Origin of the sequence: Geobacillus sp. ZGt-1, from assembly GCF_001026865.1 — a bacterium.
Classification (GTDB): domain Bacteria; phylum Bacillota; class Bacilli; order Bacillales; family Anoxybacillaceae; genus Geobacillus; species Geobacillus thermoleovorans.
In genome coordinates this window covers 39,023-40,184 of record NZ_LDPD01000016.1, presented here as the reverse complement: position 1 = coordinate 40,184, position 1,162 = coordinate 39,023, and the positions used below count along the sequence as shown (strand labels likewise).

General features: G+C 53.4%; 1 protein-coding gene. It reads right to left on the bottom strand.

What is annotated here, in order from left to right:
- Window positions 1-139 precede the first annotated feature (139 nt).
- Complete coding sequence (cysK, locus tag VU18_RS06600) at window positions 140-1,063, bottom strand: cysteine synthase A (protein ID WP_011231021.1); 924 nt, start codon at window positions 1,061-1,063, stop codon at window positions 140-142.
- Window positions 1,064-1,162 lie beyond the last annotated feature (99 nt).

Genomic DNA, 1,162 nt, shown 5'->3' with positions numbered 1-1,162 from the left:
TTAAAGCTTTAAATTGCATCAGAAATACCAAACAAAAACATTCCTCTCCTGTTTAGCAGAGAGGAATGCTTCTCTTCCCATGAAAGGCAAGGAGCAGTGAAGCCAACGGCCCTCGCTTTTTCGCCGATGCGCCGTCCGCTTAATCAGCGAATAAATCGGATGACAAATACCGCTCGCCGGAATCGGGCGCCATGCAAAGGACGCGGGCGCCTTTGGGGAGCTGTTTCGCCACTTTGATGGCGTAATAGGCACTGGCAGCGGCCGAAGCGCCGACCAAAATGCCTTCCTTCGCCGCCAGTTCGCGCGCCATCTGTTGGGCATCCTCATCTTTGATCAAAAAAATGTCATCATAAATCGAGCGATTTAAAATTTTCGGGATAAACCCCGGACCCGTGCCGGGAATTTTGTGCGGCCCCGGCTTGCCGCCCGACAACACAGGCGAACCGTACGGTTCAACGACGTAAATGCGCAAATTCGGGATGCGTTTTTTCAGCTCCTCCCCTGTTCCGGTCACCGTCCCGCCGGTGCCGGCGGTTAACACGAACGCATCGAGCCGTCCATCAAACGCTTCATAAATTTCCACCGCTGTTGTATGCCGGTGTGCATCCGGATTGGCCGGATTTTCAAACTGCATCGGAATAAAGCTGTCAGGGATTTCGCCAGCAAGCCGGTTTGCCTCATCGATCGCCCCTTGCATCCGCTTCTCCGCCGGCGTCAAATAGACTTCGGCTCCGTACGCCTTTAAAATTTTCACCCGTTCGACCGTCGCATTGTCGGGCATCGTAATGATGCAACGGTAACCTCTGGCGGCGCACACCATGGCCAGGCCGATGCCGGTGTTGCCGGACGTCGGTTCAATGATCGTGCTTTTTCCCGGTGCAATTTTCCCTTCCGCCTCGGCGCGGCGGATCATTTCCCAAGCGGGCCGGTCTTTGACGCTGCCGCCCGGATTGAACGATTCAAGCTTCATATACACATCCGCGCCGTCCGGGTCAGGAAGACGCTGCAACTTTACAATCGGCGTGCCGCCAATCAAATCTAAAATCGAGTCATACAATTTCACGATCGTCCCCAACCTTTAGCAAAATATTTGTTTGCCTCATTCATTATAAATGATTTTTCTTTTTTCGTTCAAACAGTCTGTCCCGCCCGCAGCACCAGG